Source organism: Enterobacter sp. JS8-1, from assembly GCF_049187015.1.
In the GTDB taxonomy this organism is placed as follows: domain Bacteria; phylum Pseudomonadota; class Gammaproteobacteria; order Enterobacterales; family Enterobacteriaceae; genus Enterobacter; species Enterobacter mori.
In genome coordinates, this window is record NZ_CP185805.1 from 2,569,015 (window position 1) to 2,593,248 (window position 24,234).

At 48.4% G+C, this 24,234-nt stretch carries 27 protein-coding genes and 3 pseudogenes; 9 read left to right on the forward strand and 21 right to left on the reverse strand.

The features are described 5' to 3' along the window. Positions 1–40: 40 nt before the first annotated feature. From ACOQH0_RS12190 to ACOQH0_RS12250, 13 genes and pseudogenes are all read right to left on the reverse strand, one after another. Positions 41–385, reverse strand: a complete 345-nt coding sequence (locus ACOQH0_RS12190; RefSeq protein ID WP_421512349.1) for a hypothetical protein — start codon at positions 383–385, stop codon at positions 41–43. Continuing rightward, a pseudogene (locus ACOQH0_RS12195) lies at positions 330–974 on the reverse strand (terminase small subunit); the annotation flags it as partial. The gene ACOQH0_RS12190 and the pseudogene ACOQH0_RS12195, both read right to left, overlap by 56 nt. Before the next feature lie 451 nt (positions 975–1,425). Further along, complete coding sequence (locus tag ACOQH0_RS12200; protein WP_421510449.1) at positions 1,426–1,839, reverse strand: Ivy family c-type lysozyme inhibitor; 414 nt, start codon at positions 1,837–1,839, stop codon at positions 1,426–1,428. 387 nt (positions 1,840–2,226) lie between these two features. After that, a complete protein-coding gene (locus ACOQH0_RS12205) occupies positions 2,227–2,745 on the reverse strand; it encodes a hypothetical protein (RefSeq protein WP_421510450.1) in 519 nt (172 codons plus the stop codon). After that, positions 2,742–3,278 (reverse strand): lysozyme, encoded by a 537-nt coding sequence (locus ACOQH0_RS12210; RefSeq protein WP_059311990.1) that lies wholly within the window; start codon positions 3,276–3,278, stop codon positions 2,742–2,744. Before ACOQH0_RS12210 ends, ACOQH0_RS12205 begins: the two co-directional genes overlap by 4 nt. Then, a pseudogene (locus ACOQH0_RS12215) lies at positions 3,278–3,352 on the reverse strand (phage holin); the annotation flags it as partial. The pseudogene ACOQH0_RS12215 and the gene ACOQH0_RS12210, both read right to left, overlap by 1 nt. Before the next feature lie 110 nt (positions 3,353–3,462). Then, positions 3,463–3,654 carry a hypothetical protein gene (locus ACOQH0_RS12220; protein ID WP_020882503.1) on the reverse strand — a complete coding sequence of 64 codons (192 nt, stop codon included), beginning with the start codon at positions 3,652–3,654 and terminating at the stop codon, positions 3,463–3,465. Between the two features lie 193 nt (positions 3,655–3,847). Continuing rightward, positions 3,848–4,681 (reverse strand): antitermination protein, encoded by an 834-nt coding sequence (locus ACOQH0_RS12225; protein WP_226347807.1) that lies wholly within the window; start codon positions 4,679–4,681, stop codon positions 3,848–3,850. Beyond that, on the reverse strand, positions 4,678–5,040 hold the full coding sequence (gene rusA, locus ACOQH0_RS12230; protein WP_226347806.1) for a crossover junction endodeoxyribonuclease RusA: 363 nt from the start codon (positions 5,038–5,040) through the stop codon (positions 4,678–4,680). The genes ACOQH0_RS12225 and rusA overlap by 4 nt, the downstream gene beginning before the upstream one ends. A 2-nt stretch (positions 5,041–5,042) precedes the next feature. Further along, complete coding sequence (locus ACOQH0_RS12235; protein WP_226347805.1) at positions 5,043–5,243, reverse strand: hypothetical protein; 201 nt, start codon at positions 5,241–5,243, stop codon at positions 5,043–5,045. A 4-nt stretch (positions 5,244–5,247) separates the two neighbouring features. After that, a complete protein-coding gene (locus ACOQH0_RS12240) occupies positions 5,248–5,850 on the reverse strand; it encodes a DUF1367 family protein (protein ID WP_218401126.1) in 603 nt (200 codons plus the stop codon). Positions 5,851–5,889: 39 nt separating this feature from the next. After that, positions 5,890–6,132, reverse strand: a complete 243-nt coding sequence (locus ACOQH0_RS12245) for a hypothetical protein (protein WP_224065701.1) — start codon at positions 6,130–6,132, stop codon at positions 5,890–5,892. A 107-nt stretch (positions 6,133–6,239) separates the two neighbouring features. Next, positions 6,240–6,464: a DinI family protein gene (locus ACOQH0_RS12250; protein WP_214593921.1), complete on the reverse strand. Its 225-nt coding sequence runs from the start codon at positions 6,462–6,464 to the stop codon at positions 6,240–6,242. An 824-nt stretch (positions 6,465–7,288) separates the two neighbouring features. On the opposite strand from ACOQH0_RS12250, the gene ACOQH0_RS12255 reads away from it, so the two are divergent. Continuing rightward, positions 7,289–8,071 (forward strand): winged helix-turn-helix domain-containing protein, encoded by a 783-nt coding sequence (locus ACOQH0_RS12255; protein WP_214593920.1) that lies wholly within the window; start codon positions 7,289–7,291, stop codon positions 8,069–8,071. A 1,656-nt stretch (positions 8,072–9,727) separates the two neighbouring features. Here ACOQH0_RS12255 and ACOQH0_RS12260 read toward each other — a convergent pair. The 4 genes from ACOQH0_RS12260 to ACOQH0_RS12275 form a co-directional block, all read right to left on the reverse strand. Beyond that, positions 9,728–10,417, reverse strand: coding sequence for a replication protein P (locus tag ACOQH0_RS12260; protein WP_226347804.1), 690 nt, complete (start codon positions 10,415–10,417; stop codon positions 9,728–9,730). Next, positions 10,414–11,331 (reverse strand): replication protein, encoded by a 918-nt coding sequence (locus ACOQH0_RS12265; RefSeq protein WP_226347803.1) that lies wholly within the window; start codon positions 11,329–11,331, stop codon positions 10,414–10,416. Before ACOQH0_RS12265 ends, ACOQH0_RS12260 begins: the two co-directional genes overlap by 4 nt. A gap of 84 nt (positions 11,332–11,415) precedes the next feature. After that, positions 11,416–11,967, reverse strand: coding sequence for a toxin YdaT family protein (locus tag ACOQH0_RS12270; RefSeq protein WP_108417748.1), 552 nt, complete (start codon positions 11,965–11,967; stop codon positions 11,416–11,418). A gap of 2 nt (positions 11,968–11,969) precedes the next feature. Further along, positions 11,970–12,197, reverse strand: a complete 228-nt coding sequence (locus ACOQH0_RS12275; protein WP_072250700.1) for a transcriptional regulator — start codon at positions 12,195–12,197, stop codon at positions 11,970–11,972. A 99-nt stretch (positions 12,198–12,296) separates the two neighbouring features. Here ACOQH0_RS12275 and ACOQH0_RS12280 point away from each other — a divergent pair, with 99 nt between their 5' ends. The 7 genes and pseudogenes from ACOQH0_RS12280 (at position 12,297) to ttcA (ending at position 17,536) form a co-directional block, all read left to right on the forward strand. Further along, positions 12,297–12,689 (forward strand): helix-turn-helix domain-containing protein, encoded by a 393-nt coding sequence (locus ACOQH0_RS12280; protein ID WP_108417749.1) that lies wholly within the window; start codon positions 12,297–12,299, stop codon positions 12,687–12,689. A 396-nt stretch (positions 12,690–13,085) separates the two neighbouring features. Next, positions 13,086–13,658: pseudogene (locus ACOQH0_RS12285) on the forward strand (PD-(D/E)XK nuclease-like domain-containing protein); the annotation flags it as partial. Positions 13,659–13,667: 9 nt separating this feature from the next. Further along, positions 13,668–14,753 (forward strand): RecT family recombinase, encoded by a 1,086-nt coding sequence (locus ACOQH0_RS12290; RefSeq protein WP_421510451.1) that lies wholly within the window; start codon positions 13,668–13,670, stop codon positions 14,751–14,753. A 38-nt stretch (positions 14,754–14,791) separates the two neighbouring features. Then, on the forward strand, positions 14,792–15,034 hold the full coding sequence (locus ACOQH0_RS12295; protein WP_020882485.1) for a DUF4060 family protein: 243 nt from the start codon (positions 14,792–14,794) through the stop codon (positions 15,032–15,034). 64 nt (positions 15,035–15,098) lie between these two features. Beyond that, positions 15,099–15,311, forward strand: coding sequence for an excisionase family protein (gene xisR, locus ACOQH0_RS12300; protein ID WP_022651304.1), 213 nt, complete (start codon positions 15,099–15,101; stop codon positions 15,309–15,311). A 1-nt stretch (position 15,312) separates the two neighbouring features. Next, on the forward strand, positions 15,313–16,551 hold the full coding sequence (locus ACOQH0_RS12305) for an Arm DNA-binding domain-containing protein (protein ID WP_421510453.1): 1,239 nt from the start codon (positions 15,313–15,315) through the stop codon (positions 16,549–16,551). Between the two features lie 49 nt (positions 16,552–16,600). Further along, positions 16,601–17,536, forward strand: coding sequence for a tRNA 2-thiocytidine(32) synthetase TtcA (gene ttcA / locus ACOQH0_RS12310; protein ID WP_421510454.1), 936 nt, complete (start codon positions 16,601–16,603; stop codon positions 17,534–17,536). Positions 17,537–17,577: 41 nt separating this feature from the next. Here ttcA and dbpA read toward each other — a convergent pair whose 3' ends face one another. The 4 genes from dbpA to ACOQH0_RS12330 all read right to left on the reverse strand — a co-directional run bounded on the left by dbpA (position 17,578) and on the right by ACOQH0_RS12330 (position 21,540). Then, entirely contained in the window at positions 17,578–18,951 is a 1,374-nt protein-coding gene (gene dbpA, locus ACOQH0_RS12315) for an ATP-dependent RNA helicase DbpA (protein ID WP_108417754.1), read from the reverse strand. 27 nt (positions 18,952–18,978) lie between these two features. Beyond that, on the reverse strand, positions 18,979–19,134 hold the full coding sequence (locus ACOQH0_RS12320) for a hypothetical protein (protein WP_269475491.1): 156 nt from the start codon (positions 19,132–19,134) through the stop codon (positions 18,979–18,981). Between the two features lie 301 nt (positions 19,135–19,435). Beyond that, positions 19,436–20,419, reverse strand: coding sequence for a zinc transporter ZntB (gene zntB, locus ACOQH0_RS12325; RefSeq protein ID WP_348556006.1), 984 nt, complete (start codon positions 20,417–20,419; stop codon positions 19,436–19,438). Between the two features lie 143 nt (positions 20,420–20,562). Continuing rightward, complete coding sequence (locus ACOQH0_RS12330; protein WP_041951409.1) at positions 20,563–21,540, reverse strand: methyl-accepting chemotaxis protein; 978 nt, start codon at positions 21,538–21,540, stop codon at positions 20,563–20,565. Between the two features lie 521 nt (positions 21,541–22,061). Here ACOQH0_RS12330 and ACOQH0_RS12335 point away from each other — a divergent pair. Then, a complete protein-coding gene (locus ACOQH0_RS12335; protein ID WP_421510455.1) occupies positions 22,062–24,191 on the forward strand; it encodes a putative bifunctional diguanylate cyclase/phosphodiesterase in 2,130 nt (709 codons plus the stop codon). Positions 24,192–24,234 lie beyond the last annotated feature (43 nt).

Below are 24,234 nucleotides of genomic sequence, written 5' to 3' on the forward strand. Positions count from 1 at the left end.
AAAAAGCCACCTACAGGTGGCTCTCTTTTCAGAGCGAATCTTAGCTGGCGTTTTCACAGCCCGGCTGACCGCGGTCAATAACTTCGGTACCTTCAACAATGAATCCAAACTTACCAAACAAGAAAGAATGGTTGAATTGGGTTACAACTACGTCAGAAAGAGCAACTGAACATTTGTTCTTCTCAATTGCACGGTCGATGGCTGTTTTCACGTTTGGGATACCAAGTGGGAAGATTACTACAGGTGCAGAATCTTCCGCAGTAACGCGAGCGCCTTTTACGAAGTTATTTGAGTTCAGATTGTAGTTTTTTGTACTCGCTACAGTCAGATCTGCTACATTCAGGGTTAGGCTCTCGATTGTGGTCGTAACCGTAACCGCCAGGATCTTCGGGTTGCCTTACACCCTCTTTGCCTTCAGCTTTTGCGAGCGCTTCGTCGAACTCAACTGCATCGCGCCACTGGTAGTGATGACCGAAGCCCCAACAGTAACGACACGCTCCGCGGCGATACTGCGAAAGCTGGTTTGCATCGAAGGTGGCGAGTTGCCACATCTGCGCAAGAACCTCATCGGCACTGCCAAGCGTGCGCACAATGGACGCTTTTTGCTGCTGCGCAATAGCCTGCGCAACGTTAGGATTCGCTATAAGCTGACGACCGTAGTTTGGGTCACTATAACCAGCACGCGCAGCGGCGGCTGTGGCGTTATTGTCCTTCAGGTATTCAGCAATAAAGCGCTTTACCTTCGCGCTTAGCTTTATGTCCACCAGCTCATCTGCGCTTTTATCTTTCTGCGCAGTGCGCACTATCTTTCGCGGGTAAATTTTTGTATTTTGCGCAGCAGTTTTCTTGATATAGCGGCGAGCAGTTACATAATTAAGATTATGCGCCTCGCACCATTCCTTAGGGGATATGCCAGTAGCAGCGTGATCAGACAGGAACCGCTTCTGCAGCTCGCCCCAGTCCGGCTTAGCCATTGTTACCTCTAAACTGAATGAACTTTAGACGTCACTCACAGCTTCAGTATTTGAAGCAATGAAGTATTTTTCTCAAAGAAATCTTGAAATGAGGATTTAAGCTTATGAAATATGTATAACTACGATGACGTACAGAAAATCAAGACCAATCTCGAGTGGATAGTGCATCAAACCTCCGCCGAGTCTCATTTTCGCACTGAGCATGACCAATTAGTGATTTCCGATCTAATGGAACTCATCCAGACATATGAAACTCTTCTGGACCTCGTAAGTAAATTTGGTGCTTCTGTCTTAAACTCGGAAATCATAGCGGGACTATCAATAACAGAGGAGTTCATTGCTAAAGTTAAGCGAAATGAGGGTGCGATGTGAGCAACCAACACACTGAATGGCGATTGATTTGTATTTTGAAGCTTCAAACTAGTGGATTACAGTTTGAAGCTTGGGTTATTTAATTGCCGTACAGCCGATTGAAAAGGGCATTTTTCATCGCATCAGAATCAATCGGATCCAAGTTTAACCAGGTCAATATCTCACGATTCTTTTCTGCATTGAAATCAGAAAACACACCATGAATATCACCGCTATCAGGTGAGTAGAGAACAGCAATATTCTGTTCTGGACAACTGTGTGGTTTACACCCAGACAGCGCAATATACTTTTTGCCCGCAACAGTTACTTCGGTTGATGGCGTGCTCGTGCCACCACTTTTTACCCATGCTGGTAGTTTGTTTTTACTAATCAGCTGGGAGTAGCTTTTAGACGTGCTTTTTGCACTGGCGAAATCAGAAAGATACTGCCCCTCGTCCGCAAAAGCACTGAAAGATACAAAAGCCATAGCAGCGATAATCACTTTACCTTTCATGTTAATCCTCATTCCATAAAGACATCTCAACTCTATACCTTTGCAGTCTCTATGTCAGCCCTATCGATAATCAGAGCATTTGATGTTTCTGCCCAGCCCAAATGATCAGGTAAGGATTATCCTAATCGCTACCGCTTATGCTTGTTGATTACTGGCTATTTGCCAGGCTGTTTAGGACTCTGATGAGGAGTTTGCCACTCCAGGGAAGCATCTATAAAAAGAGCAAGTGAAACTGAGACTCTGGTAGCCCTCCATGTGAGGGCATTTTTTTACATTGCTGCGCTTCGCTTGTTAAATATCGAGTCTTTTCTACAATTTAAAGGTGCTTTGCTATGTCAGGTAAAGCCGTCGTTCAGAAATACCCGTGTGCTCAAGGAGGAGCCATCCCTAGTTCTTTCTTTCCAGCTCGATCTGCCTTATGCCAGCGAAATTATTGTTGCCCTTCTCAATTACGGCCAGTAGCGGCTTAATCCACAAGACTGCCTGGCAGTACGTCATTGAGCTGGCGGCAGCGGCACGATCATCGGCTTCGTCAACTGTGTCGGTATCGGCGTGCATTGCGCTGGAACGTAAACGGTACGCATATTCGTACAGCCCACCAGCAATGTCAGCAGGAACAGGCAGATCACAGGTTTTTTCACGGCGGAGAATCTCCCGGTATTCGATTAGGGTTTCTTCGGTGCTGGTATCGATCAGGGAGTTAAGCCTGTTGGCATGTTCTGCAAGCTGATTGAACCGATTGAAGTTGAATGCCTGAGTGGCGATCACTTGCTCCTGCAAAGAGTTGTCACTTCGCAGAACGACATTATCGCTCTGAAGGCTACTGGTGTTTGAGCAACTCTTAACGAGAGCGATCGAAAGGCCAGCAATAACGAAAACGCAAAAAAGACCCGGATTAATTTTCATTGGTCCAGCCCCCAGCACGCCAGTGCGCTTTCCTGATCGCGCCGCTCGACCTGACCATAACAGCCATTCTTCTGGCCTTTAGTCAGACGGCAATCACGTCCACCGTCCTTAATCCACCAGCGAATTGCCTCACATGCACCTATTCGGTCACCGGCATTGATGCGCCTGTAGAAAGTTGAAGGGAAGCATTTACCGGGGCCGATGTTATACGGGCAGAAGGATGCGATACCCACCTTCTGTGGTTCTGTCAGAGGCACTTTGATATTGCGATCAACCCAAGCTAATGCCTTATCGCGTTCAATAGCGTTAACCTTCCGGCATTGCTCCTCAGTGGCCGTCATGCCTTTAACAACACGCCTGCCATCGATAACGGTCACGCCGTGACATAAAGACCAGACCCCACCCGGATCAACAACGGCCACCAGCGCATTGCCTTCTTTCTCGCTGATGAATTGGTCGAAAATGAGTGGTGCAGATGCACCTGACGCGATTAGTGTCAGCACTGCTGCGCTGAGCTTTGCTTTATTCGACATCATTCACCCCGGGCAGCTTTGCGGCGATCCGCTTTGATTTGGAAATAGAGGTTGGTAAGAAAGGTGAGTAATCCAACATTATGTCTGGCCAGTGTTGAAGTTTATCGGCTTTAAGATTCGCTTCTTCTTCCATGGATACTAAAAGGCTCGCACAGTAACGAGGCTTCACTTAATTTTTATCCTTTTACAACTTTGGCTCTTCAATACGTTCGCTTAGCACTTCGACCTCTCCATTGTTGGCGAGATCATCTCCACGAGTCACATACCATGCGCCGTAAATAGTTTCACCCGACTCTAAATCGTCGATTTTTTCGTGCACGTAGTAAGCAATCTGCCTGCTACCATTGTACTGAATCCAGTAATAGCCTTCTCTCATTATTCCTCCCCTCTCCGATATAGAAAGTATAAGAGGCAATGAATAGTGATGGTTTTAGAAATTCTTAAATCGCTATTAAGCAAAAAGCCCCACGGGGTTAACCGCAGGGCTTTAAACGAAGGCAATAACCCATCGTTAGAGCAAAATTACCACAGATTCGGGAAAAGTAAATAGCTCACGATAAATTCACGCCCTATTTTGTTATCTGCTTGAGCTGCGCATCAGCCCAGGCCTCTTCGATGTCAAACTTGGTGATTAGCTGATCGTAAAATGGTTTAACAGACTTCTTCCAAGTATCGAGGCTGATTGCATCCGTTATCTGACACACCGCTGCATATGCCTCTGTCGATGGGATTCGTTCATACCCCCGCCCGCTGCAGCGCTTGCAATCGGCCATAACCGGAACACCCTGCTGTTCTGTAAGGGCCTGATTAATGGCTTTCCCGCGTCCATGGCAATCTCTACAGGCACAACTAACTACCTTCTTACCCTTACACTGAGGGCAGAGAACGCGCGCTACCTCCCTAACCTGCCTCCGTACCTCATACTCAGAAGGTCGAAAATCTTCGACGCCCATATTCAGAGACATCTTCACGAACTTCTTCTCTTTTACCGGCGTGTGAGACTTCATGCTGAAAACTTCCGCGTCTATAAACCCTTCCCCATTGCAGCCATCGCACTGCTTTACGCTGGCGGCGCTGCGGGAATAATCCTCGAAAGCGAAGCTGGCCAACCGATGCATCACTAGTGGCTTAACCCCGGCATCCAGTTTGCGCAGAGCTGCCACCCGATCGCACTTGGTCTGCGCATACTGAGCCAGCAACTCAATCGCCCTCTCCCGGTCATTGTTGCTGATACCCATCTTCCCAAGAAAAGCACTGTAACCCATGGCGGCCCGTTCCTGCGTCATGCCCATCGCAGCCATAATATCTGAACCGGTTAATGCATCTGATGCCGTAGCACGAGGAGAGTCGCTAATCATCGTCGATTTGGCGAAGTGATATTTGAGTGTATTTTCGAGATTCATGCGGTCTCCAGCTCGGTAATGGTGAGTTCTAATTTTCCGCCCTTAACAACAGGCATTTTCACAACGCGATAATCCACAACCTGGCAGTCATCCAGCCAGAATTCCGCCTTGGTTAGAGCGTCAAATGCAGCTTTCTGCAGGTTATCAAGATCGCGGCGGCGGCGGTCGGGCATGTAACATTCAATTCGGATTTTGAGTGGTGCAGCTGTCCGAATATTAAGCCGGGCGCTTCGAATGACGCTGGCGACTACATAGCGGTACGCGACGCCATCAGCGCTAATATGAGTTCGCCCGCGGTTGTGCCGGTAATACCGGTTGTTGCTCGGCGGCCAGGGCAAAGTGATTTCATATGTCTTCACGTTCACCCCCACATCCGGTTTCGCCAGCGGCTATCTGGGCGCGCTGGTGCATTTGAGGTAGGTAGGAATGCACTAACAGTCCATGTCACGTAATCAGGGTTAAGGCTACGCTCAACCCGTACGCCGCGCGCCTTGTAACGCTTAACCAGTTCGTCGGCCTGTTCGGTACTGCAATCGTTGTGGTGGAACCAGGTCTTCTTCATTCCATCACCCCGCAAAGCCAAGCAGCTGTGCGGCGACGTTTTCGGCCTCATCGCGACTGCGGAATGAACGCGACAGGACCCAGCGCCAGAGGACATCGAGCGCAGCTTTATAGAGTTGTTGAAACTCGAGCTCGTCCATGTTGGCAAACGAGATGCTGCGAGGATGTTTTTTGAGTGTTCCGTCGGGTAACTGAATGGCATCAAAGTGCCCTGCCTCGACGATCACCCATGAACGGTAAGCATCGAAGGATTTGCACAGGCTAATGCCATTTGTGACGCGCCGATACGCAACCTGTTCCAGATACTGCTCAGCAGCATCGATAAGCGCACCCTCATTCCCGCCATAAGAAGCCAGGAATTTTGCGTAGCCATTGATCAACTTCCGCTCGTTACTCGAGATAGCTCCGCCGGTTGGTTCCCAGTATTCAAAGCCGAGATTGAGAAGCGCGAAAAAGCGCCGGTGGAATGCCGGGTTTCGTACCCGCCTGAACTCGGCAACAAGAACATCGCCGAGCCTGGTTTTGGATTGCAGGATATCACTGGTCTCGGGCGTAGCCGGGATCAGTATTCCTGAATGGTGTTTTATAAGTTGTAATTCTAGCGCCATGGTTCTCTCCGTGGCGCATCAGGTATAGGGTGTTCAGGCCTATGAAAGAATAATATCAGACGGTGGTGTAACTCGGTACCCCAGTCGTTTTGCAAATTGCATAAACCCGTTCAGAGTGAAGATTTCTTCCTCTTCGAGTAACGGTCGTAATGAAACTATTCCATTTACTCGATAAACCAGATATCTCCCTTCCGCCGGGAAGCTATAGATAACTGCTTTATCGGCCCTTCTGACCACGTCGTACCATTGATCATCTGCATTAAAGGCATCTGCACTACACACTATTTCCCCCCAGAGCGACTTATTGACGCGATAAACAGTAATCGGGAACAGCCAGGGGAACGCAAACAGCGATACTCTTTGAAACTGCTCCAGTGAATTTCACGCGATTAATAAAACCACTCGTCCGCGCTTTCCCAAGTCTCCTGCACGATATGTTCGACCTCTTTCTTGTCGCCTCCGAAAACAGCCAACCCATCATTGCCAGCACGCTTAATCGTAAGATGGCAATCATTGAACTGCTTACTGAGCCTTTTGAGCAGTTCTGACTCGAGTGCAGGTATAGCTCCATCAGGAAGTTTCTTCATGCGATCAATGGTTAATTCAACTTTCATAAATGCCTCCTACACTTTAACTGTATATTCATACAGTACACCCATCCAATAGTTTGATCAACGGTTTAACCGCACGAAATGCGAATGCATACATCAACACTTTAAGAGAACCATCTCAATCAACTGATTGATTAATAAAGAAAAATAATATAGTTTTCTTAATCAAGGAAAATTGGCTCGTGAAAATCTCAGTTATGACCGAAACGGAACTCTTTTCGAAACAATGCTAAATGTCCGCCAAGCACAATGCGTATGCTCGGTCGACTCCTGGTTTTCTTAAACAAGCGGAATGTTTCCATGAAACGAAGAAGTTATATTTATAATGCAACGAAACGAAAAATAATTTCGAGATTAAATTGCATGGGAGAAAAAGTTATTTTATGAAAAAGAAAATAAAGTTACGCGCAACCATTTAAATGGACTTAACCTAACATACAAAATCATTATCTAAGATGTTTAGAATACATCTCTTAATAGAGGTGTCAGGACCAGTCATCGAAATTACTTCTGATTTACAGAATTGCTTAAATTCAACATGCAATGTGATAAAAAAATATATTACAAAATTACCACCATACTAACTCAGAATATTCCTAAAAGGAATTTGACCAATTTCATTATTTAATCAATGCTGCTATTTTGTTAATTAATTGTTTCCATTGTGCGTACCTTAACCCGTTCCTAAATTCATTTTAGCCATTTAACTAATCAAATTTTTTTCGAACTAGAAGAAACTTCAGACATGTAATACACTCATACTAGTTACTACAGCTCAGAATTTCATAACATGTTGATTTTAAAGAAAAATACAATGAGAGCTTTCTATGAGCAATAATTTCTTAATCGATGATGTATTTTTTGTTGTTGAGCAACAACTACTTGTGTCAAGTTCTAATCAAGAAAAGAAGGTCACTCTTACATCACCTGCAGCAAAATGCCTCATGCTTCTTATCTCTTCAGCACCGGGAGTAGTCAAACATGAGGTTTTTTTTCGTGAAGTGTGGGAAGAGAGAGGAATGTTAGTGCCTCATAACACTCTATATCAAAATATTTCGCAAATTCGACGAGCATTTAAATTACTTAGCATGAGTGGAAGTAAAATAGTTACTGTCCCAAGGCTAGGGTTTAAATTAGTTGGAAACATTACAAAGTATGATGTCATGCAAATATCAGAGGAAGATTCTCTTAATGAATTACTTCCGAATGAGTGTATTAACGAAAAGCAATCTTTTCCCGATAAAGATTATCATCCAAGTAGAAAATTCATAGCTTTTTTTGCTAGTATTTTTTTTATTTCTATCATTTGGTTAGCTTTCGATTATAGAAGTAAAGAAATTAATAATGTCGACATGTTCGATAGCTATATTCCACTAGCTCATTATAAGCAATGTCAATTTTTTTCAAATTTTGATTTTAAGAAAGACAGTGCTATTTTCGAAGTTATAAAAAAAGATAAAAATCGATGTGATATTTTCCCATACATTTATATTTCTGCACCTCCAGGATCGGCTACAGTGTCAGCGCTATCATGCGATGTTGACATTCACAAAGTTGCCTCAAAAAGAAAATGTGTGAATTTTATTTATTATGGAGTTAATTTAAAATGAAGTTAATTTGTGGCGTGGTGTTCATTTGCAGTTTGATAGGATTGTTTTTTTTAGAATCCAATCTTAACAAGATCACCATGCAGGACTGCAATTCAAGGTTCATTATTTATGATTCAGAAAATAAAAAAATTGAACTAAATATATCTTTTGCCTTTTTTAGTAAAGCAGAAGGTTTACTAACTATGAACGGTGTCTATCATCATAATGACATAACGCTGCCTATATATAGACAAATGTTCTTTAAATACAATCTAACTAAAAGCACTTTGTATCTGAGATCACAGAAACTTAATAAATTCAATAGTGATATGGTTGATGCTCATCATGAGTTGATACCACTTCCGGCTTTTTATCTTTCAACAGGAAAAGAGATCTATTATGATTTAGAGAAGGATTCCTCGGGAACTTTATTCTCCAGAGGAAAAAAAATCCCGCTGTTTTATTGTTGGAACGAATAGCGCGATACACCGCCTTCAGTAGATGATTTTCATTGCTAGTATCATAGGCAAGCAAGAGATATGTATTGTCTTTTTTTTATCATAAAGAGTAACTAAACATCATTCAACCTCGCTTTAAAAACAATAGTTCAATGACATATTCTTACCTCTGACGTGATTTATACGTATTATTTTGAAGCTTTGAGTTTGAAATAGATGACTCCCCCTTCAGAAACAGTAATATATCTGTCGCGAAGGACTTGTTTATATTAATATTCATTTATTTTGCATAGGAGATGTTGGCAGGATAGTTAGTTTTTTACTAACTACATTCCTTACAGCTTAGTTAACTATACCGTTAACTTTACAACTTGTGCGTCACATGGCTTTCTTGCGATGATTTAACACAAATAAACATTAGCATTAACGTTACCTCAAATGATATGTGTGAGATGAAGTCACATTAAAATTTCAATGGCTTATAAGTATAATTGATTAAAACAAGTTATATTACAATTTTTTCCGACATGCAACTATTGTGGAAAATACATTTTTATTAAAACATCCTTGGATTTTAATTGAAACCACAAGCACATATCCATAAAAGTCTATTTCCGCCCTAAGAAAATCACCGAGAGATTTAGCTATTGTTGTTATGCGGCATGAACTTATCTGAGATGGTTCGATAAAGTTCGAAGATAGCCACGACACTATCGTCGTGATAAGAACATGCTTTTTCACTTGGCTGTTGATTCGCTTGATGATTTTAGCGCTCATTGTGATTTTTTGTCTCACATATCCCACTTGGACACTGGCAGTATTTGTGAAGTTTGGCGATGCAGGCAACCTCAAAATCACTACCAACTAAGTCGAAAAAGGACGAATACACCACGGCACTCTTCGCCACTTTTTTTCCTCAAGTGCCTTCGCTTTCTGCTCATCAGCATGCATCCTAACTGGATGACTTTTTCACACCATGCATGGGAGGATAACGTCTGGAATATCTGCATGTGGTACCGAACTGTATTTGTACTGAACGCTGTCACGTGATCTTATGATCACACCTTCGTCACAGAGCTCGCGCAGCAACCTGCCGGCTGTGCCCCCAGCTAAGTCCAGCGCTTCGGAAACATCCCTACGGCGCAGTTCGGTTGGTAGCGCACGAATACCGCTACCTGCTCTTTATGGGTTAATGTTTTGGTCATTTGTCAATACTCGATTAGTTGGTTAAACCTGCCGCTTTGCGGCGTTGATACTCTTCAATCAGTGTTTCTGCCGGTGTTGGGCCGCGATCTTGCATTGGGGCAGTCAGTGCTCGGCTTATTGGTGGGATAGGCTTTCCATCAAGAACCCGCTTTTCCCACATACCCAGAATCTCGCCAGCCTCGCGCTCGAGTTCTTTGTGACACAGCTGGCCATCGGTTCCGCGGCGACGCAGCTCCAGACAGATGTGATAATAGACCGGCTTAGGCCACGGATATTGCTCGCTGCTCGGGTACCGAAATACCAGCTTGCGCCACTTCCAGTATTCAGCCATTACGTCATCGGTGGTGATCCCCAGCCCGCAGCGCCCTTCCCTGCACCACTTGATGAACTGGCCTGGCGACGGAAGGAATGGACGCTCCTGCCGCCGTACCATGCGCATTCCCGCTTCAACCTGCTCCAGGGTAGTGATCCCATTTTCTTTGAATGCAAGCACCCACTGCCGGCGGATTTCGTTCACGTCTTCCTGGCTGCGATTAACCAGGCTTGCCGGAAACGCAGCTGCCAGCTGTATGAATAGCCCGTTGATAATATGCGCCACCTGCTGCGTTTGCTCGCGTTCGGTGTACTGCTCAGGCATGTTGTGCGCTACGCGGCGAGCCTGTTCCCGGTCAAAATTGCGAATGCTCTCTGAGAGGTTTTTCATTCCAGCACCCCGTCAATCCAGTCGGTGTTATGCAGGTCGATGCCGCCACGGGATTGCTTTACCGTTCCGGTTGCACGCAGCCGCTTGGTAGTGAGCTGATCCCACTGTTTGCGCAGACTCGAGGGGCTCAGGATGTTGTCTTTCCAGAACTCGTCCCGGTTGGCCCACTGGAACAAGTCACAGATTTCGTAGTGAGTACGCTTGTCCTGGACACGCATCAGCCTGATGGTGTTTGCCCATTCAGCCCAGTTTGGCTCGGATAGCGATGCGTTGACGGTGAGAAGCCTGTCGTAAATCCAGTGAGCGGCCTTGAGGTCGTCAGCGGATCCCCATGACTTACCTGCCGGGGTGTATATCCCGGCGGCAGCTTCTGGATGGCGTGAGAGAAACTTTTCAGTTTTCTGGTTTCGGGATTCGTCAGAATTCCGAGACGAGGATATTTTATTATTGTTCTTGTTATAGTCTTGGGTGTCTACCGTTTCCGGGAAGGTTTTTCCCGTTTTCGGTAACACTTTTCCCGATTTCGGGAAGACTTTTCCCGTTTTCGGCTTGTCTAAAATCCAGGCAGAAAGGTCAGTATTTATACCGACCGTTTTCATCACGCCCTGCTTCTGACTAAAGATAATTTTGCGTTCTGCGAGTGATTTGAGCGCATCAGAAACATGCGAATCACTCAGCCCTGTAAGCTCGGCGATCACCGTGTTCGTAACGCGGTCTTGTTTCTTGTTCCAGCCGTAGGTAAGCCAGATCACCGCCTCAAAACATTGCCACTCACGGCCTGACATTCTCAGACGAGGCTTGAGCTGTTGAATCTCGTTAGCGACCTTGGTATACCCGTTCGACAGGTCGGCCATACGACCTCCCGGTTGTTCGGTTCTGTGGGGGAAATTGATAATTTCAGCTGTGTTTGACATACTTAGCTCCGCAATTACACTCCGTTTTTGCACCTGAAAGTCGGTTCTGTTCGCGCAGACCGGCTTTCGCCTTTTCTGAAGTCTTCACATTACCCCCAGCATGGTTGTGACCATCGCCAGCAGCGGTGCCGTAAGGTCAGGATCGACTCTGAACATTTCGAAAATCCCCTCGCCTAACTCCTTCAGCTTTTCCTTCTTCGGTGCATCGAGCATCAAAGCTTGCTTCGCCTCACTCACCTCTTTTTCCAGCCGGGCCATTCGGTAAGCAAACGAGTCGTTCTTTACGACACGGTCGCGGTATCGAAGCGGTAATACGGACATGATCGCTGGCACCAACTGTTCGACGTTCTTTCGGTAGAATGCGGAGTCTTCTTTGTTGTCTAGCCAGCGGAACAGCTTCACGTTCCAGACATCGGCCTGGCCAGAAAAATCTACGCCATCAAGTTGAAGTTCTTCCGCCGCTTCTTGGATTTGAAGCGCAACAGCTACGCGCCCTTCTGCCGCTGCCCACGCCCTGACTGCAGAACAAATATCTCGATGATCAAGATCCTGCTCTGCCGATTCGCTTTGATGACACGGGAATATCATTGGATTAGAGGAAGCTCTGCTACTCTGTTGAAATGAAACAGTTTGCATAGTTAAGGATCCTGTTTAGGTAAACCGTCTGTTGGGTTTGGGTAGAGATCTGGGCGCAGCTCGTGCGGAGTTACGCCGGTAACCCCATAAATTTGCAAAACTCGATCTGCCGGTACGACACCCTGATATCGATTTCGCCAATGACTAACAGTCATGGCGCTTACGGTTAGCAGTTGGGCTAAGCGCGTAGCATTTCCTGCTTTGGTAATTGCTTTATCAATTGCTTTCATAAATAGCTCCTGTAACAACAACGCAATTAAACATATTGTTTATGTTTGTGTCAACATTTTGAATATTGAGCTAATAAACATTTGGTTTAGAATTCGTCCATGAAAGAAAAAACTCATCAGATTAACCACCCCCAAGTTCAGCGGCTTAACGAGGTTCTTGAGCTCAAGAAGTTAACCAAATCAGACATGGCCCGTATATGCGGCGTCAGTGCTCAGTCGGTCAATAACTGGTTTGTTCGTGGGACGATTGGTAAAAGTTCAGCGATTAAGCTGGCGGATGCGCTTGGGGTGAGCCTTGAGTGGCTGCTTGGCCAAGATGTTGGCAAAAAAGATGGACTGAAGCCGGACGAACAACGGCTGTTGGAACTTTACCGTCAGCTTCCCGAAGAAGAGCAACAGAACATGTTTCGCATCTTCGCACTTCGCCTGAAAGAGCTGGACGAACTATATGATAAGTATATGAAAGGCCGGATTCGTTCGCAGGATGATTGAGTAATCCTTTCAGCAATGAATCGTAAAGATCCACCATAAGTAATGGCCATGAAGTGGCCTTTTTTTTATGCCCCTCTAATAACTAGCACATCTTTTGTACTAAGCGACCATTCCGCTGACTTCCGGAACGCACCATTTCGTCGAATTTTTTTCCTCCAAAGGACAAAATTTCACTCTCCATAAGCACCACATAAACATTTTGTTTATCTAAAATTACTCATTTTGTTGACTACGACTTAAACTTTGTGTTTAATCTAACTCACTAAGACGCACTACGAACCACCAAGGCAGGACGCCCACGAAGTAGCCGCCGACGGCATACGAATAGTCGGATGAGGTGGAGAGATTAACGCGCATCAGGTTTAAACGTTCCGCTGGCCGGCGTTACAGGCGCATAACCCAGGTGAAAAGATTCTGGTTACCCGCCAGCAGTTGGCCACAGCGCGAGCAATTCAGTCCGCACTGCTGGCACACCCGACCGCGGGCATGCTGCTGACACATCCAAGCCGTGCCGTAGAGGTGAGCTACTTCGGTTTCGACGACGAAACCGGATTAGAAGTGCGTGTTCGCCCTGACCTCGAGATTGAACTGGACGGCGTGCGCATCGGTGCTGACCTAAAAACCATCAGCATGTGGAATGTGAAGCAGGAAAGCCTGCGGGCCAGGCTACACCGGGAAATCATTGACCGGGACTACCACCTCAGTGCGGCTATGTATTGCGAGACCGCGGCGCTGGACCAGTTCTTCTGGATTTTCGTCAACAAAGACGAGAACTACCACTGGATCGCCATCATCGAGGCATCCCCAGACCTGCTGGAACTGGGCATGCTCGAGTACCGCAAAATGATGCGCGCCATCGCAACCGGCTTCGACACCGGGGAATGGCCAGCTCCGATCATCGATGATTACACCGACGAACTGAACGACTTTGACATGCGCCGCCTCGAAGCGCTGCGCGCTAAGGCTTAAGGGGGATTTATGCATAACACAAACGTTACCGTTGCTGACCAGAACACCGTTATTAACTCCAACGTGGCTTTGTTCGATTCCCAGTATCTGAACGCCATCAGCACGTTCGCGCAGATTATGGCCCAAGGCACTGCCACCGTTCCTAAACACCTTCAGGGCAACCAAGCCGACTGCATGGCTGTAGCGATGCAAGCGGCACAGTGGCAGATGAATCCCTTTGCCGTGGCGCAGAAGACGCACCTGATTAACGGTGTGCTCGGGTATGAAGCGCAGCTGGTTAATGCCGTAATTTCACGCAGCGGCGTACTGGCCAGCCGCTTTGAATATGAATGGTACGGGCCATGGGAAAAGGTCGTTGGGAAATTCCATATCCGTAAAGGCGACAAAGGCGAGTACCGAGTCCCGGGCTGGACCCTGGCTGACGAAGCAGGGATCGGCATCATTATCAGCGCAATCCTGAAAGGCGAAGATCAGCCGAGAGAACTTGATTTACTGCTGGCTCAGGCCCGAACCCGAAACTCTACCCTTTGGGCTGACGACCCTCGCCAGCAACTGGCGTACCTGGCCGTTAAACGCTGGGCGAGGCTGTTCTGCCCGGATGTGATTCTGGGCGTTTATACCCCGGATGAGCTCGATGATCGACGTGAAGAACGAGAGGTAAACCCGGCACCGGCGCAGCACGTTAGCCTCGCTGATATTTCAGGTGACAACGTCACTACGACTCAAACGGCTCAGGAATCAGCTCAAAACATCGATGCACTTGCTGATGATTTCCGTGATCGCATCGAGGCGGCTCAGGATGTGGATAGCGCTAAAGCTCTGCGCGCAGATATTGAAACCGTGAAAGCAACGCTGGGTTCTGCCCTGTTCACTGAGCTGAAAAACAAGGCCGTGAAGCGTTATTACATGGTTGATGCACGGAACAAAGTCGAAGCCGCCATCAATTCCTTGCCAACTTCAGATGAGCCCGATGCAGCTGCGCGGTTCGCAGAAGTAGAGCGCGTTCTTGCATCGTCGAAACGACATCTGGGCGACGAGCTGCATGGTCAGTTCAGCATCACCCTGGCGGATATGAAACCGGAATACCTGGACTAACGAGATCGGGAGGGGAAACCCTCCCTCAAGGAGAAGAAATGCGACTGATTAACCGAGGCAGTAAGCAATCCCCTTTGGCTCGCCAGGCATGTGAAATCGCACTCGCAGCCCACCAGCAAAGATACGGCGACTATGGGCGCAGCAAGATGAAAGAGACCTATACGGTGAGAGTGGAAGGCGTGAAGGTCTGGGTCGAGGTAGTGAACTGCAAGGCAAGCTACGTGGCCACAGCAATGACCGGCATGCGCCGACTGCGTTCCCTTCCCGGCCAGGCAAACTGAAACTGAAATATCAACGACTAAAGACCGGCATATCTATACTCATGCCGGTTACCTGAGGTGAACCATGTCGCAGGTAATTTTTAACGAAGAATGGGTTGTTGGCGCAAGGCTCACAGAAAAAACAGGCCTGACCCAACGACAGATTGAGAAGTATCGCCAGGGCTGCTGGGTGGAAGGTGTCCATTTTAAACGGATATCGCCTTCTGGGGAAAAAACCTTGCGTGGCACAACCTGGTATAACTATCCGAGAATTAATCAGTTAATAAGGGATGCGTAAGATGGCAGCTTTGCCTACAGGTGTCGAAATCAGAAACAATAAGATTTGCATCTGGTTTATGTACCGGGGAAAACGTTGCCGCGAAATTCTCAAAGGTTGGATTAACACCCCGGCGAATATCAAAAAAGCTGGGAATCTTCGGGCTGTGATCGTTAGCGAGATCAACCTTGGGGAGTTTGATTACAACCAGCGCTTTCCTTCATCGTCCATAGCAAAAAAAACCGTAACCACTGTTTCAGTTCAAACCTTTTCAGAGCTGTGTGAACTGTGGACGAACATTAAAGAAACAGAAATTAGCGCGAATACGATGCGTAAGACGCGCTCACAACTCGGTACGTTAATGCACATCATTAACGGAGATACGCCTGTTTCAACTATACGCCACAGCGACATTCTGAAATACAGAAAGGAGCTGTTGAACGGTGAGACACTTTACCTGGCAAATCCCAGAAGCAACAAACAGGGACGCACTGTGCGTACCGTGAATAACTATATATCGCTACTGTGCTCCCTTCTTCGGTTTGCACACAAATCAGGCTTTACCAGTGGTAAGCCCTTCGAAGGGATCAAGAAATTACACAAAGGGAAAGTAAAACCGGATCCTTTAACGAAGCAGGAGTTTAGTTTGCTTGCGGAATCCGAGCGTGGCCAAAGCCTCAATATGTGGACGTTCGCAGTTTATACAGGTGTCCGTCATGGAGAGCTCGCAGCCCTTGCCTGGGAAGATATTGACTGGGAAAAAGGTACGGCTCATATACAGCGCAATCTTAATGCCTTGGGCATGTTCGGCCCACCAAAAACCGAAGCAGGTAACCGGGTTATCACCCTTTTAGAACCGGCACTTGAAGCCTTGAAAGCACAGCGCAAGCTGACGGCGCTGCAGCCTAAAACCGAAATTGTCTTTAATCATCGCGAGTATGGCGCAGTGGAACATCAAAGTCTGCGATTCGTTTTCATACCCCGGATGCGCAAGGGAGAACAGAAAGCCTACTACTCTTTATCGAGCATAGGTGCGAGATTCAACGCAGCTGTAAAACGTGCTGGTATTCGCCGCCGGAATCCGTACCATACGCGGCATACTTTTGCTTGCTGGCTGTTATCTGCCGGCGCTAACCCGTCTTTCATAGCCAGCCAGATGGGGCATGAAAACGCGCAAATGGTTTATGAAGTCTACGGTGCGTGGATTGAAGAGATGAATGGCGAACAGGTGCTGATGCTTAACGATAAGCTCGCACGCTGAAAAATTTTTGCCCCTATTATGCCCCTATCGGCTCCGAAGGTAGTAATAAATGCAACAAAATCAAGAAATTAACAAAAAAGAACAATACAACCTGAACAAGCTGCAAAAGCGTTTGCGCCGTAACGTGGGCGAAGCCATTGCGGACTTCAACATGATTGAAGAAGGCGACCGCATCATGGTTTGTCTGTCAGGGGGTAAAGACAGCTACACCATGCTGGAGATCTTGCGTAATCTTCAGCAAAGCGCACCGGTGAAGTTTTCCCTGGTGGCGGTCAACCTCGATCAGAAACAGCCGGGGTTCCCTGAGCACATTCTGCCAGAGTATCTTGAAAATCTGGGTGTTGAGTACAAAATCGTCGAAGAAAACACCTACGGCATAGTTAAAGAGAAGATCCCGGAAGGGAAAACGACCTGCTCGCTGTGCTCTCGCTTACGCCGCGGGATCCTCTACCGTACCGCGACGGAGCTGGGCGCGACCAAAATTGCGCTCGGACATCACCGCGACGATATCCTGCAAACGCTGTTCCTGAACATGTTCTACGGCGGCAAGATGAAAGGCATGCCACCTAAGCTAATGAGCGATGACGGCAAACACATTGTGATCCGCCCCCTCGCCTACTGCCGTGAAAAAGACATTGAGCGTTTTTCTCAGGCTAAAGGTTTCCCGATCATTCCATGTAATCTCTGCGGCTCACAGCCGAACCTGCAGCGTCAGGTGATTGGTGACATGCTGCGCGACTGGGACAAACGTTATCCTGGTCGGATCGAAACCATGTTCAGCGCGATGCAGAACGTCGTCCCTTCCCATCTCGCGGATGTAGAGTTATTCGACTTCAAAGGCATAAACCACGAATCAGAAGTGGTTAACGGTGGCGATCTGGCGTTTGACCGGGAAGAGCTCCCAATGCAGCCTGCGGGCTGGCAGCCGGAAGAAGATGACAGCCAGTTAGAAGAACTGCGTCTGAATGTGCTGGAAGTGAAATAAAACGAAGCGTCTCAGAGAGATATCTGAGACGCTTTTTTCGCTTACTTCAGCAGACGAACGCGGCAGGCTTTGCCTTTAATTTTACCGTTTTGCAGCTGCTTCCAGGCTTTATGCGCCACCGACTGGCGAACCGCCACGTAAACGTGCGCCGGATGAACCGCAATCTTTCCGATATCCGCCCCGTCCAGACCGATATCTCCGGTCAGCGCCCCTAAGACATCACCCGGACGCATCTTGGCTTTTTTGCCGCCGTCGATGCACAGCGTCGCCATTTCAGCCTCCAGCGGGACAATGCTGATATTGCCCGGGGCATTCACCCAGTTCAGTTTAATCTGCAGCATTTCAGAAAGGATATTGGCGCGCTGCGCCTCTTCCGGTGCGCAGAAGCTGATGGCAAGACCGCTGTTGCCCGCGCGCGCGGTACGACCAATACGATGGACGTGTACCTCGGGATCCCAGGCCAGTTCGAAGTTAACCACCAGCTCGAGCGATTTAATATCCAGACCGCGGGCGGCAACGTCGGTCGCGACCAAAACGCGCGCACTGCCGTTAGCAAAACGCACCAGCGTCTGATCGCGGTCGCGCTGCTCCAAATCCCCATGCAGCGACAGTGCGCTTTGACCAGCGGCGTTCAGGGCATCGCAGACCGACTGACAATCCTTTTTAGTGTTGCAAAACACCACGCAGGAAGCAGGCTGATGCTGGCTCAGCAGCTTTTGCAGCAGCGAGATTTTGCCGTGCTGCGACGTTTCAAAGAACTGCTGTTCGATGGCGGGCAGAGCATCAACGCTATCAATTTCAATGGTCAACGGATTCTTCTGCACACGACCACTGATTGCCGCGATGGCTTCAGGCCAGGTCGCGGAGAACAACAGCGTCTGACGATCCTGCGGCGCAAAGCGGATCACCTCATCAATAGCATCGCTAAAGCCCATGTCGAGCATACGATCGGCTTCATCCATCACCAGCGTCTGAAGGGCATCAAGCGAAACCGTCCCCTTTTGTAGGTGATCGAGCAGGCGTCCCGGCGTGGCAACAATAATGTGCGGCGCATGCTGCAGCGAATCACGCTGTGCGCCAAAAGGTTGCCCGCCACAGAGGGTTAAAATTTTGGTGTTCGGCAGAAAACGTGCCAGACGGCGCAACTCTCCGGCGACCTGGTCCGCCAGTTCGCGGGTCGGACACAGAATCAGCGACTGCGTCTGGAATAACGCCGCATCAATATGCTGCAACAGCCCGAGACCAAATGCAGCCGTTTTCCCACTGCCGGTTTTTGCCTGCACGCGTACGTCACGGCCTTCCAGGATGGCCGGCAGCGCAGCCGCCTGTACAGGGGTCATAGTGAGGTATCCCAACTCGTTAAGGTTATCAAGTTGGGCAGCAGGCAGAACGTTCAGGGTAGAAAAAGCGGTCACAGTATTCTCTCGTGGTCATCTTCGCAGTCAGATGGCGCGTATCCTCGCAGATATCAGGGTTGGATGCGACATTTTAATCGGTTCTTCATCTGGCGGCGGGTCCGGCATTGGCTGAGGACGCGGGATGGGATCGGGCATCGGCGTTGGGTCGGTAGGTACCGGGTCGGACTGGCGTGTATTCATGAATTGCAGCGCGAGTAGCATGCTCATCTCTTCCTCCAGGTTTTTTTGTTGACCCTTTTAGGGTAGTCGCTGGGGAACGGCAGGCAAAAAAAAGCCGACTATTAAGTCGGCGTCGTACGAATCAATTGTGCTATGCAGTAATTCAAAAAAAGGAAGTAAGACAATATGGAGCGCAACGCCCATCGCTTGACGTTGCATTCACCTGCGGGAGTAATATTGCACCTTGCGGTGCCGATGTTTATTGACTTCGCTCAATTAAAATGTCGTTTTGAAGCAATCTACTGACCGAAAAAGTACAAATTTACAACCATTTACTACGATGCAACCACCATGCAACACCGCCAATCAAAACCACTAACATGACGCAAAAGGTCGTAAAACCATAGTGGTATTCTCCGCCGGGTATTCCGCCAAGATTGACGCCAAACAGCCCCGTCAGAAAAGTGCTGGGCAAAAAGACCATCGCCATGAGTGACATCGTATAAGTTCGTCTCGAGAGTGACTCCTGCATCACTTGGGCAATTTCGTCCGCCATCACCGCCGTTCGGGCAATACAGGAGTCGATCTCGTCCAGTCCTCGTCCTAGCCTGTCAGCAATGTCCTGCATTCTTCTACGCTGGTCATCGTTCATCCAGCTCAGCCGCTCGCTGGCCAGTCGCGCGTACACATCGCGCTGTGGCGTCATGTAGCGACGCATGACGATCAACTGTTTGCGTAAAAGCGCCAGAAAACCGCGGGGGGGGATCTGCTGATCGAGCAGATTGTCCTCCAGATCGATAATTTTATCGTGCAGCTCTTCGATAAACTCGCTGGCATGATCGGTCAGGGCATCGCAGACGTCCACCAGCCAGCTGCCGCAATCCGTCGGGCCCGTGCCCTCTTTCAGATCGTTAACCACGTCATCCAGCGCCAGCACCTTACGCTGCCGGGTGGAGACAATCATCCGCTCATCCATATAGAGGCGCATGGCAACCAGTTGGTCGGGACGTTCATCCGTGCTGCCGTTAATGCAGCGCAGCGTAATTAATGTCCCCTCGCCCATTCTGCTGACGCGTGGCCTGAGGCTCTCTCCTGCGAGCGCATCACGCACGTTATTGGGTAAGAGCGGCGTCGATGCCAGCCACTGGGCACTGTCTGGATGGGTGTAGTTCAAATGCAGCCAGCAGGGATGTTCACTATCAATATCATCGCTGTTTTCCAGCGGCCTCGCACCACCACGGCCATCGAACACCCACGCAAAAACTGCGTCAGGCACGTTAATTTCGGACCCTTTAATGCTCTCCACAGCGCCTCCCGCTTTTCATCTTTACGGTGTCAGTCTAGCTTTCGTCCAGGCTTAAGCAATAGATATGTTCAGCATCGCGCTGAATGCGCTCAGGAATTGTACTTTTCGCATCAAAGAAAAAGCCTGGCAAGCCAGGCTTTTTATCAGAGAGAGGGGATCGGGGAACGTTGACGCCGCGGTGAGGGTTCATCCGCGAGATGTCGCTGGTCAAGTCGGAAATTACGCGTGCGGGTTTGCAGTTCAATCACCTGGTTACGCAGCACATCGGAGGATCCGTTGAGCTCCTCCACCATGGCGACATTGCTCTGCGTCACGCGTTCCAGTTCAGACAGCGCCTGCGTTATCTGCGAAATTCCCTTTTCCTGTTCTGACGTGGAGGCAGAAATATCGTCCATTAACCGGCTGACGTTGTTCGACCCCGCCACGATATCCTGCATATTTCTCTCCGCTTGCGAGACAACGTTAACGCCCTGCGTCACGTTATTGCTGGTCACGTCAATCAGCGACTTGATGTTTTTCGCCGCTTCTGCGCTTCGGTGTGCGAGATTACGGACTTCACCCGCCACCACGGAAAATCCTTTGCCATGATCGCCCGCGCGTGCAGCCTCTACCGCCGCGTTAAGCGCCAGAATATTGGTCTGGAAAGCGATACCATCGATAAGGGAAATAATTTCCGTCATTTGCAGGGCACATTCGGTTATCGACTGCATGTTGTTAGCAACCTGCCCCATTAATTGTCCGCCTTTTTGTGCCTGTAACGTCGCGGCATTCGCTTGCTCACTGGCTAAACGGGTATTGTCTGCATTGTTTCGGGTACTCGCAGCCATTTGTTCCATGCTGGCCGCCGTCTGGATCAATGACGCTGACTGCTGTTCGGTCTTTACCGACAGCTCTGCACTGCGGGACGAGAGTTGCTCCGCAAGCGTCATGGCCGTTTGTGAAGAGGATCTGATCTCGCTGACCAGCGTTGCGATGTTACTGGACAAGCTATTAATCCCTGGAATCAAACGCCCTGCGCAGTTGTTGCCAAATTCAGGGATAGAGACGCCAAGATTGCCCGACGTCACTTCTTCAATACTTTTCTTCACAGTATTGATCGGCGTCACAAGATATTTTGTCATGTACGCCCAAAGTAAAATCAGAGCGATGAGTTGTGTAGTATTCACGGCAATAAAAAGTGACACGCCATTAGCAAACAATGCAATCACTCCGTTATTAACTAAAAAGAGACACAAAAGGAAATAGACAATAAAAGTTCTGACACTAATATTTCTTAGCATACTTTTTTCCTGGGGCTTTATATTTTTATCGGCATTAAAATTTATAGCATTGCACGATAGCTTTGTCCTCACGATCTGCGCGAGTTTGTTGTTTCGCAGTTTGATTGGCGTGATTTCACTTAAGAGAGAATAAAAGCGGGTTTTACAGGAAATGCATTGCTCGACATGCTACCACTCTGGTTTATGCCACCCGGACGCGATACTCTGTTCTTACGCCACGCGATAGATATTCATACGTATTTAAGAGGCATTGCATTTAAAACGGGATACTGTTTAGTCGCACTTAAAAGAGTAATTTTCTTAATATATTTTATATTCTTTATTAATTGATAACTCCGTAACTTTTGGCGTGGGATGACATAATGCTCAACGTATCGTGGGACCCTGTTTTAATAGCCATTTCTTATTTGGTGGCGTTTATCGCCTCATTTGTGGCTTTAGACAGCGCGGGTAAAATCCCCCTTGCCCCCCGTAAGGCAGCACTATTCTGGCGTATGGCCGGTGGCGTGACCTTAGGTATCGGGATCTGGTCTATGCATTTCATCGGCATGCTGTCGATGAAAATGCCGATGATCATGAGCTACCACCTCTGGCTCACCGTCGGCTCGCTGGGTATTGCCGTCGTTGCTTCAACGCTTGCCATTAATATCGCCGTTCCCGGGAAATCGCTCTCCCCTTATCGACTGATCCTCGCCACGCTGATCCTCAGCGCGGGTGTCGTTTCCATGCACTATGTCGGCATGGCCGCATTAATGCTGAAGGGCAGCATTATCTGGGATCGACGTATTGTCCTCTTATCGGTGCTGATTGCCGTCATCGCATCCGGCGCGGCACTGTGGTTAGCCTTCCATTTACGGGAAAAGCGTAAAGGCGTGTACATCAACCGCCTTGCGGCTGCGCTAGTGATGGCTGCAGCCATTTGCGCCATGCATTACACCGGAATGCACGCCGCGCATTTCCACGAAATGGAAAACACATTACCGGGCGGTATCAGTGAACTGGGATTATCAATTTGGGTATCCGTTACCACATTATGTTTGCTCGGTGTGATGTTGATTATCTCGCTGATGGATTCACACTGGCGGACTAACCGGCTGACGGATAATTTGCGCCAACTCAACCGACAGCTGGAGTTGCAGGCACGTTTTGATGTGCTTACCGGACTTGCCAATCGTCACCAGATGGACGTGCGGATGCAGGACTGCCTGCACAGCGCACTGCTGAGCAAAAAGCCGTTTGCGGTGATATTTTTCGATATTGACCATTTCAAACGCATTAATGATATCTGGGGTCATCACGTTGGCGATGAACTGCTGATAAACGTGGCTCATCGCGTGACTGCACGGTTAACACGCGAAATGACGCTGGCACGCCTGGGTGGTGATGCTTTCATTTTGCTGGTCCCAGAATGCGATGACGACAAGCTGAACGCGCTGCTTTCACCCCTGCTGAACGATATCCGCCGTCCACTTTCCCTTTGCGGGCATACGTTAACCATCACGCTCAGCGCAGGAGTAAGCCTCTATCCTCAACACGGTGAAACCCTGCATGAGCTAAAGCTTAAGGCCGATGCGGCGATGCATAACGTGAAAAAGCAAGGTCGTAACGGCTGGGCCATTTATCGCGCAGAGATGTCGACGACGGTTCCTGCTGAACCTGCCTTTTTGCAGGAGTTATCCCTGGCGCTGGAACGCGATCAGTTTGAAATGTGGTATCAGCCAACCTGGCTGGCAGAAGAGAACACCATTCACGGGTTTGAGGCACTGCTACGCTGGCGTCACCCGGAACAAGGTGTTTTACTGCCCAGTCTCTTTTTACCGTCGCTGGAACAAACCGGGTTGATCATTCCCGTGGGTAACTGGGCGATTGAAGCGGCCTGTAAACAGCTGAGTTTCTGGACTGAACAGGGGTTCAGCCAATGGACATTGTCATTCAACCTGTCGCCGATGCAATTTGAACAGCAGGATATCTTTCAGGTTATCTCGTCCATGCTGCAAAAATATAACCTGGCCCCCTCCCGGTTGATCCTTGAAGTGACGGAAAGCACGGCGCTAAAAAACCTCGATCGCAGCATTGAATTGCTCACCGCGTTCAACCAGGCAGGGATTACCGTTTCGATAGATGATTTTGGTACGGGTTATTCGAATCTTCTCATGCTCAGCGTCTTACCGGCGAAAGAGCTGAAAATCGATAAAAGCTTCGTCAGTTCAATGCTTGAAAATGAGAAAAGCAGAAAGCTTGTAGAAACGATAATTACCATCGCCCGGACTCTGGAGATGAATGTCGTTGCAGAAGGAATTGAAACCGAAGCGCAGAGGACAATGCTGGCGAGTCTGGGTTGTGATTATCTCCAGGGGTTCCTGTACTCCCGCCCTTTACCTGCAGAACAGGTTCCGTGGCTGCTTCTGCAAAAAACATCTGAAAGACAGATTATACCAATCGGTAAAATTCAGGCGGAATCCCCTTTTATTTCACAAAAAAACCACGCCTGATGTGATTAAGTAAGGTATGTTTCAAAGGAGCCCACGCGAGTCA